Annotated in this window: 9 protein-coding genes; 7 read left to right on the top strand and 2 right to left on the bottom strand. The window is 68.4% G+C overall.

The window, feature by feature from the left end; translation table 11 throughout:
• Window positions 1–171: 171 nt before the first annotated feature.
• A complete protein-coding gene (locus tag VF794_RS15655; RefSeq protein ID WP_331111185.1) occupies window positions 172–1,224 on the bottom strand; it encodes an alpha/beta hydrolase family esterase in 1,053 nt (350 codons plus the stop codon).
• A 159-nt stretch (window positions 1,225–1,383) separates the two neighbouring features.
• Window positions 1,384–2,556, bottom strand: a complete 1,173-nt coding sequence (locus VF794_RS15650) for an NRAMP family divalent metal transporter (protein WP_331111183.1) — start codon at window positions 2,554–2,556, stop codon at window positions 1,384–1,386.
• 137 nt (window positions 2,557–2,693) lie between these two features.
• On the opposite strand from VF794_RS15650, the gene VF794_RS15645 reads away from it, so the two are divergent.
• The 7 genes from VF794_RS15645 to VF794_RS15615 form a co-directional block, all read left to right on the top strand.
• Window positions 2,694–3,431, top strand: a complete 738-nt coding sequence (locus tag VF794_RS15645; protein WP_331111181.1) for a hypothetical protein — start codon at window positions 2,694–2,696, stop codon at window positions 3,429–3,431.
• A 44-nt stretch (window positions 3,432–3,475) separates the two neighbouring features.
• Complete coding sequence (locus tag VF794_RS15640) at window positions 3,476–4,024, top strand: toxin-antitoxin system YwqK family antitoxin (RefSeq protein ID WP_331111179.1); 549 nt, start codon at window positions 3,476–3,478, stop codon at window positions 4,022–4,024.
• Entirely contained in the window at window positions 4,005–5,156 is a 1,152-nt protein-coding gene (locus VF794_RS15635; RefSeq protein ID WP_331111177.1) for a S1 family peptidase, read from the top strand. The genes VF794_RS15640 and VF794_RS15635 overlap by 20 nt, the downstream gene beginning before the upstream one ends.
• 44 nt (window positions 5,157–5,200) lie before the next feature.
• Window positions 5,201–6,214 carry a hypothetical protein gene (locus VF794_RS15630; protein ID WP_331111175.1) on the top strand — a complete coding sequence of 338 codons (1,014 nt, stop codon included), beginning with the start codon at window positions 5,201–5,203 and terminating at the stop codon, window positions 6,212–6,214.
• A 209-nt stretch (window positions 6,215–6,423) separates the two neighbouring features.
• Complete coding sequence (locus tag VF794_RS15625) at window positions 6,424–7,041, top strand: hypothetical protein (protein WP_331111173.1); 618 nt, start codon at window positions 6,424–6,426, stop codon at window positions 7,039–7,041.
• 17 nt (window positions 7,042–7,058) lie between these two features.
• Window positions 7,059–7,520, top strand: a complete 462-nt coding sequence (locus tag VF794_RS15620; protein ID WP_331111171.1) for a hypothetical protein — start codon at window positions 7,059–7,061, stop codon at window positions 7,518–7,520.
• A 32-nt stretch (window positions 7,521–7,552) separates the two neighbouring features.
• Window positions 7,553–8,448, top strand: an 896-nt coding sequence (locus VF794_RS15615) for an amidohydrolase family protein (protein ID WP_331111169.1), incomplete at its 3' end; no start/stop codon positions are given.

The following is an 8,448-nucleotide window of genomic DNA, read 5'->3' as shown; positions in this document are numbered from 1 at the left end:
CTGGCCAGCAGCCTGCTGTCCGAGGCGGACGGGGCGGCGGCGCTCTCCACCGAGCAGCTCCTCGCGCTGCTGCGCTACGGGCCCGAGCAGGAGGCCACCGGGGGTATCGTCGCGTCGTGAGGCTCCTCCGGAAACCGCCCTCGTAGGACGCGGAAGTCGGGTGCCGCTCTCTCAGGGGCGCGGGTGCGCGGAGAAGAAGAGCCACATCTGTTGCGTCGCGTTGAGGTCCTGGGTGGTGTAGCCGCGGTCCGGAGGGATGAGTCCTCCGGGCCAGGTGTGGCCACCGCCCTGGACGGTGCAGAGGGTGACGGCGGCGTTCTGGCTACACCCGGTGGTCGTCTGGCAGGAGCTGTCGCCCTGGTCGTAGGTCGTCTCGTTGGAGCCCAGGCAGGCGTTGAGGTTGGCCCAGCCCGCCACCGATTCGGTCGCGGAGGGGTAGGTGCCCCCGAAGGGGATGTTGTTGCCGCCTCCATAGAGGATGGTCGGGTCCTCCGAGCCGTGGAAGTGCATCACGGACACCGGGCGCACGGGCGAGCAGGGGCCGAACCCCGCCATGCCAGCCACGGAGGCGATGGCCGCGAACTGCCCGGAGCGCTCGCAGGCGAGCCGGTAGGAGAAGAAGCCGCCGGTGGACAGGCCGGTGGCGTAGATGCGCTTCGTATCCAGGCACACGCGCGTGTCCAGGTCCGCGAGCAGCGCGTCCACGAAGCCCACGTCGTCCACGCGGGAGAGCTGCGACGGTCCACAGCACACCCCCGCGTTCCACCCGCGCGTGCGCTCGAGGCGAGGATCCGCGGTGCCGGTGATCTCCGGCTGGTTCAACCCACGGGGATACACCGCGATGAAGCGCCGGGTGTTGGCCTCCTCGGACATGCGGCTCAAGAGCTCCTGCTCCACCTCGTTGGAGCCGTAGCCGTGGAAGGAGAGCACCGCGGGCGTGGGCCGCGTCGGGTCGTAGCCCGGGGGCACGTGGACACGGTAGAGCCGGGTGCGCCCCTCGTGCATGACGTTCAAGTCGTGGTTGCCGGGGCCCAGGGTGAGTCCGCCGCAGGAGGCGCGCTCCGGGAGGGGCATCGGCGCGGGCAGGGAGGGGGGACCCCAACCGGGGTTCTGGGGTTGCTGCGGCTCGGGCTGCGGCTCGGTCGTGCGGTCGGAGCAGGCGGGCGCGGCGAGCAGCAGCGCGACCGCGCCGAGGACTTTCAACGGGAAATGGCGGGTGCTCATGGCACCCTCAGCAGTACTTCATCGGCAAGCACTCGGCAGCGCGCGAGGCGACCTTGTCCGGGAATCGAGTGGACACTGAACGCTTCATCGCGTCCCAACGTTCACCCGGTGCGCGGAGATGTTTCCCTACCGGAAGAGGACTGCCCCCCGGTAGGGGCCTCACTTGAAGAGCTTCGGCAACTCGACCACCAGGGTGTAGCCGCCCATGTAGGTCATGACCACCACCACGAAGGTTCCGTAGAGGGTCATCCAGACCGGATGCCGGTACTCGCCGATGATCCTCTCGCGGTAGGCGGCGACCAGCATCGTCCCGAGCGCGATGGGAAGGATCAGCCCATTGAGCGCTCCGGCCAGGACCAGGACCTTCACCGGCCGGCCGATGGTCATGAAGATGAGGGTCGAGAGGAGGATGAACCCGATGATGACCCCCCGGTGGTTCCGCTCGAGGACAGGGCTGAACGTCCGGATGAAGGAGACGGAGGTATAGGCCGCGCCAATCACCGAGGTGATCGCCGCCGACCACATGACGACGCCGAAGAGCCGGTAGCCGAGCGGACCGGCGGCCAGCTTGAAGACGGAGGCGGGAGGATTCGCCGCGTCGAGCATGAGCCCCTGGCTCACGACGCCGAGCGCCGCCAGGAAGAGGAAGATCCGCATGAGCGAGGCGAGACCGATTCCGGAGACGGCGCTGCGCGTGGCTTCCGGCAGCGCGCTTCTCCCGCGCAGCCCGGCCTCCAGCAGCCGATGCCCTCCGGCGAAGGTGATGTAGCCGCCGACGGTGCCTCCCACCAGGGTGACGATGGCCATCATGTCGACGACGACGGGCGCGATGCTCTTGACGATCGCCTCTCCCACCGGAGGCGCCGACGTGAGCGCGACATAGAGCGTCAGACCGATCATCACGATGCCCATGAGCTGCGCGAAGCGATCCATCGCCTTGCCCGCCTCCCGCACCAGGAAGAGCCCGATCGCGATGACGGCACTGAGCATCGCGCCCACCTCCGGCGCGAGCCCGGTGAGCGCGTTGAGGCCGAGTCCGGCGCCGGCGATGTTCCCGATGTTGAAGGCGAGTCCGCCGAAGGCGACGAGCACCGCGAGGAGATAGCCGAGACCGGGGACGAGGAGATTGGCGATCTCCTGCCCCGGCTTCTCGGCCACGACGATGATCCGCCAGATGTTGAGCTGCGCTCCAATATCCAGAACGATCGACGCGAGAATCACGAAGCCGAAGCTCGCCCCGAGCTGTTGCGTGAAGACGGTCGTCTGCGTCAGGAATCCGGGCCCGATGGCCGAGGTGGCCATCAGGAAGGCCGCCCCGAGCAGGATGCTCAAGCGGGACTCGGTTCGCGCGGAGGAGGGTGGGCCCATGGCTCGACCTTAGCGCCCGGGCGGCGCCGCGAAGCCACACCTTGATTTTCATGTTTTGCGGATTGACCTGTGTTGGATGGCCCGCTTATGCTCGCGCTCCCATGAAAAAGCTCTTCTTGTGTGTCCTCACGATGGTGATGGCGGTGGGTTGTTCGAACGGGCCGGCGGAAGTGGCCGAGGCGGAAGGCTTCGCGCTCCTCCAGCACGACGCGACCACGCTCGAGGCCACCTACCGTTCGGGCGGCGCATCCGTTCGCATGCTGGCGGTGGAGACCTCGGCCAACGTCGTGGAGGTGACCTACGACTTTGGTGATCCGGTCATCGGCTTCCACATCGACTACAACCAGGGCGTCGGCAAGTTCATGCCGAGCGGCAGCGCGCTCGATGCGGCGCAGGGCCAGCTGGTGGCCCCCCTGTTCGAGGGCATCTCGAACGCCGTGGCGGCGCAGGACGCGCGCACGCGCGTCGAGGACACGGCGGTGCGCCAGACGAGCTTCATGCAGATCGTTCCGATGGGCGAGCTCCTCTCGCCGTACCAGTTCGTCTCGGCGCGCGGCTGGGTGCACATCTCCTGCACCTGCGGTAACCAGAACATCGGTGGCTACTACCGCCAGGCCGGCAGGGGCTGCGGCTGCACCGGCGGCTCGGGCAATGGCTGCAAGGGCCGTTGCGGTCAGGGCTGCGGCATCACCAGCACCCCCGCGTGCGTGGGCACGACGGCGTACACGCAGGACTGCGCCAAGCACGACTACGGCCTCGGGAGCTTCTCGGCGGCCTCCGACGACTACTCGTTCGCGGGCAACAACTGCAGCTGCAGCGGAGTGGGCACCTGCGAGTAGGAATCCTTCCCAAGAGCCTCGTCGCGCTGGCCGTCATCGTGGGCATGGCCCTCGGGTGCAGCCGGGCTGCCGGCGAGTGTCCCGAGGGTGCGCGGCTGCACGGCCGCGCGCCCCCGGAGGGCAGCCTCCAGTGGTGCGCGAAGCCCGACGGCAAGAAGCACGGCCGCTGGGCGGAGTGGCACCCCAATGGCAAGCTCAAGACCGAGGGGAGCTACGTCGACGGTAAGATGGAAGGCCGTTGGGTGAGCTACTTCGAGACGGGGGTGAAGCAGCTCGAGGGCGAGTACCGCGGTGGCCTCAAGCAGGGCCTGTGGACCCTCTATTACGAAGAGGGGCAGAAGAACCGCGAGGAGATCCACTCCGCCGAGTCTCGGGAGGTGAAGTGGACCGCGTGGCGCTCGGATGGGCAGAAGTGGGCCGAGGGAACCCTGGTCGCGCAGCTCGCGCAGGGCCCCTACTCGGAGTGGCACCCGAACGGCACGTTGGCCGTGCAGGGCCACTACGCGAATGGCGAGAAGGCCGGTGAGTGGAAGTACTGGGGCGTCGACGGCAAATCCTCGGTCGAGCCGCAGGGTGACTTCTCGCGCGACTGAACTCGGGCGCGCCTTCGTGGTGCTCCTCCTGACGGCGTGCGGCGTGCCGCTCGCGCCCGCGCCGGCGGTGGAGCGGCAAGCCGTGGTGGGCGGCGTGCTCGAGCCCGGCTACCCGGCCGTGGGAGCGATCGTCGCGGTCTCGCCCCTCTGCGGCGAGCCGGTCGAGGCCTCGCCGGTCAACTGCACGGGCACCCTGGTCGCGCCCCGGGTCGTCCTGACCGCGGCGCATTGCGTGGAGAACCTCGATGCCGCGCAGGTGCTCTCGGTGGTGTTCGCGCCCGAGACGGCGCGGGCGCTCCCCGCCGAGCGCGTGCGGGTCGTCGAGGGCCGGGTGCACCCCGCCTGGAGCGCTGGAGAGAACGACGTGGGGGTGCTGATCCTCGCCGAGGACGCGCCCGTCGCGCCGATGCCGCTGGAGTGGTCAGCGCCGCCGACGGATCTGGTGGGGCGGACCACGCGGGTGGTGGGATTCGGTCTCGACGACCAGGGTAGGACGGGCAGCCGGCGCAGCGGCACGGCCCGGGTGACGGGGCTCGAAGCGGGGACTTTTTCCATCAGGGTCGCGCCCGGGATGTCGTGCGGCGGCGACAGCGGGGGTCCATCGTTCCTGGAGGTCGACGGCGCCGAACGTCTCGTCGGCGTCACCTCATATGGAGATCTGACCTGCACGAGGGGCACCAACATGCGCCTCGACGTGCATGCGACCTTCCTTCAGACGATTCTCGATGAGGTCGCGCGGGCGCCGTCCACGCGACCGCCGTTCGACCCGACGGTGGACGCGTGCGCGACGCGGTGCCAGGGCCACGCCGACTGTCCCCTCGGGATGGCTTGCGTCCCCCTGTTCGAGGGGGAGAGGAGCTGTGCGGTGGCGGGCCTCGAGGCCGGTCACTTCGGCGAGGACTGCACCGGGTCCGACGGAGCGCGGCTGTGCGTGAAGGCGGGAGAGACATGCCGGCTGTGGCTGCCCTGTGCCGAGGCCAACGTCGCGGTCGAGGTTGAGGTGAGCGGGGGCGGCTGTGCGGTCGCGGGGGGTGGCGGTGGCGCGGCGGGGACGTTCGCCGCGCTGCTCGCGCTGGCGGCGTGGCTGCGTGGCCGTCAAAGGCACCATCTACAGAGTGGGAGATGCCTATGAGTGCCGCCATTGGGTGTCTGTCCGGCTCTTGGACCGCGCGATGTTTGACGACGCTGCTCCTTTCGTGGGTGTTCGGCTGCGCTACGACGTCCGGTGGTCAGGCGTCCCCCGTATGGAACGTGGAGGTGCAACGGTTCAGTCCTTCATCCGTTCCCGCTCCACCGTCCCAACTCCTGTTGGCGATGAGCGACAGCCCGACGGCGGGTGGAGAGCCCACCAGCCCGGCTGTCCAGGGCTACAACGTCCCCGGCCGCAACCCGAACTCACAGATGCCCTGGGAGTTCTTCCTCGGCAACGCCGCGCACCGACTGATTGCCTACCTGTACGGTGTGAATCATCCGCAGAACCGAGTCTTCTACAATACCGAGGCACTCCACACGATCCTCACGGAAAGAGGGATTGGGGATACGTCCCGGCTGCTCCCAGGCGAGCACGGTCTACGCCCGGACATCACCGATATCTCCAGCCGGAGGCTCTTCGAGATCAAGCCCTGGAGTGACCAGGGCCTTCAGGAAGGCCGCCAGAAGGCGCGAACCTACTTGGAAGCCTTGAACCGGGCAGTCATGGTTGGCAGTCGCTTCATAGGTGGTACGGATTTCAGCGGTGAGACCCTGATCCGTTTCGCCCGGGGACAATACATCTGGCGCTTGGAGTGGTGGACCACCGAGCCAGGAGTGGTCCAGTACCGTTGGACCCGCAGCCAGCAACGGTTCGAATCCGAGAAGGCGGCGTATGAGGCCGGACAGTGGGTGGAACTCACCCGACAGGAATTGCGGCAGTACGGTGGGTGGGTGGAACGGGCCGTGGAGGGAATGGTCAGTCGGCGCGAACGACTCGCGACCTTCAGCGGGGCTGTTGGCATTGTTATCGAGGTCGTGGGGAACGTCGCGACGGGTTTCTTCTCGGGAGTGATGCTGGGACAGATGGGCTTGGGCTCGGGAGCCCAGCGGCCTCCTACTCAGGGAGGTGGACAGGTCATCCCCTTCCCAGTGCGGCCCGCACCTGCCGCACCCCCGGCACGGGTACCCGCCGCAGGCATGTCTCTTCCTGGTGGATGACCCGCTTTGATAGGACGCGCACCATGGTGCCTGGACAACCTTCTTCTCTGCGAATGCCCTCCTTTCTTCAGGGCACCTACCCAGCGGTCCACCGGAAGACACGAGCGGAGGGCCAGCGGTGTGGCGAGCAGTACCGGAAGGACGGCACCTTCCCGGCGCCCCGTCAGCTGCTGGAGGTGCCCCCCGGCGAGGTGGTGTTGACTCACGAGATGGCCGACTTCCAGCACGAGCGACCTGCCTGGCGGCTGTACATGGTGTCGACCGTCAAGAGCAGTTTGTACGAGTCCCTGGATTGGCAGAGTGCAATCCCCGTGCGGGATGCGTACGAGGCATTTTTCCGGGAGACGGCCTGGGGGGCGCTGTACCTCGCGATTTCGCCGACGGGTCCGGTAAGCGCGGAGCGCACTGCACTGCGCCTCCAGGCGGTGCTGCGCTTCTGGGAACCACTCCAGTCCGCGCGCTACCTCTTCAAGACCCTTGATGCCGCACTCACGCTGGAGGAACTGATGATGGCCTCCTGCGACTGGGCCATGGACGCATGGTGTCCAGAGGGAGATGCCCCGGTCCGCATGCGCCTGGAGAGAGCCGCGCAACGCATGGCGCAAGCGACGCGGGAAGACAGCATCGAGGCCATCCTTCGACAGATGCCCCGTGCCCTCACGTTCGCGCGCGGTCTGAAACACCGGGACGTGGTGGCCGCTCCAGCCTTTCAGCGCCAGCGTCTCACGACGCTTGAGCCGATATCCTTCGAACATGTGTCCGGTGCTTGCACAGCGGACCTGATTGAGAAGTTGTACGAGTGGGACCGGCAGCTTGGGATGCAATAGGGAGTAAGGTGGCGCGGATGCTCATGGTGAGTACCCCGCTTGTCCTGCTCGCCCACGCGGCGGCCACGCTCTTCATGGTGGGGCTCATCTGGTTCGTCCAGGTGGTGCACTACCCCCTGTTCGCCAAGGTGGGGCCTGACGCCTTCGTCCCCTATGCCGTCGCCCACGGCACCCTCACCGGCCTCGTCGTGGGTCCTCCCATGCTCCTGGAACTCCTCACCGCCGGGTGGCTGGTGGTACGCCCCCCACCGGGGGTGAATCCCCTGGTGCCCTGGGTGGGGCTCGCGCTGGTGGGCCTCCTGTGGCTGTCCACCGGCTTCGTCCAGGTGCCCCTCCACGAGACCCTCCGGGCCGGCTTCCAGCAGGAAGCATGGAGGCGGCTCGTCGTCACCAACCTGTTGCGCACTGCGTTGTGGACCGGGCGCGGGGGCCTGGCGCTTTTCATGCTGTGGCGCGCCATGACGCGGGCGGAGTGCTAGCCTCTGGCATCCAACGGTGAACCGGAGGGACGGTGGGCACGCTCCTGAAAGGTGGAATCGTCGTCGAGCTCGAGCCGGCATGTGTCGAGCGGGTCGACCTGCGCATCGAGGGCGAGCGCATCGTGGCTCGGGGCCCTGATCTTCAGGCCGCTCCGGACGACGAGGTGATCGCCCTGTCGGGCAAGCTCGTCTTCCCGGGCCTGGTGAGCTCGCACCAGCGGCTGTACGCCAGCCTCGGGCGCGGCATGCCCCGGCCCAAGCTGGAGAGCTACCAGGAGCTGCTGGAGAAGGTGCGCTGGCGCTACGACGAGGCGCTCGACCTGGACGCGGTGCAGGTGGCCGCGACCGCGGGCGGCCTCGAGGCGCTCCAGTGCGGCACCACCACGCTCTTCGATCTCCACTCCTCGCCCAGGGCCGTGCAGGGCTCGCTGCTGCGGGTGGGGCGCGGGCTGCACGAGGTGGGTGTGCGGGGGGTGCTCTCCTATGCGGTGACGGACCGCAAGGGCGCGGTGGGGCGCGAGGAGGGCCTGGAGGAGACGGTGTCCTTCACGCGCAAGGCACGCGGGCGGCTGCGGGGGCAGGTGGGCTCGGCCCCCCTCTTCACCGTGAGCAACGAGGCCCTGGAGGGACTGACCGAGGCGGTGAAGAGCACCAACGCGGGGCTGCACGTGCCTCTGGCGGAGGACCCGCTGGACGAGAAGCTGTCGACGGAGCGCTATGGCTCCTCGCCGGTGAGCCGGCTGGTGGAAGCCGGGCTGCTGACGCCGCAGGCGCTGCTGGCCCACGTGGGGCACCTGTCCTGGCCCGAGCTGGCACAGCTGCTGCCCACCGGGGCGTGGCTGGCGCACACGCCGCGCTCGAACATGGAGGCCGAGGTGGGCTACGCGCCGGCGCTGAAGTTTGGCCACCGGGCGACGCTCGGTGCCGA

The sequence above is a fragment of the Archangium sp. genome, assembly GCF_036389735.1.
Taxonomy (GTDB): Bacteria; Myxococcota; Myxococcia; order Myxococcales; family Myxococcaceae; genus Archangium.
The sequence above is the reverse complement of the archived record's forward strand: the minus strand, read 5'-3'. Positions and strand labels throughout refer to the sequence as shown.

Coding starts and splice junctions, on each gene's coding strand:
- VF794_RS15620 (WP_331111171.1), top strand. CDS start 7,059: ATGCTCATGGTGAGTACCCCGCTTGTCCTGCTCGCCCACGCGGCGGCC.
- VF794_RS15645 (WP_331111181.1), top strand. CDS start 2,694: ATGAAAAAGCTCTTCTTGTGTGTCCTCACGATGGTGATGGCGGTGGGT.
- VF794_RS15655 (WP_331111185.1), bottom strand. CDS start 1,224: ATGAGCACCCGCCATTTCCCGTTGAAAGTCCTCGGCGCGGTCGCGCTG.
- VF794_RS15625 (WP_331111173.1), top strand. CDS start 6,424: ATGGCCGACTTCCAGCACGAGCGACCTGCCTGGCGGCTGTACATGGTG.
- VF794_RS15640 (WP_331111179.1), top strand. CDS start 3,476: ATGGCCCTCGGGTGCAGCCGGGCTGCCGGCGAGTGTCCCGAGGGTGCG.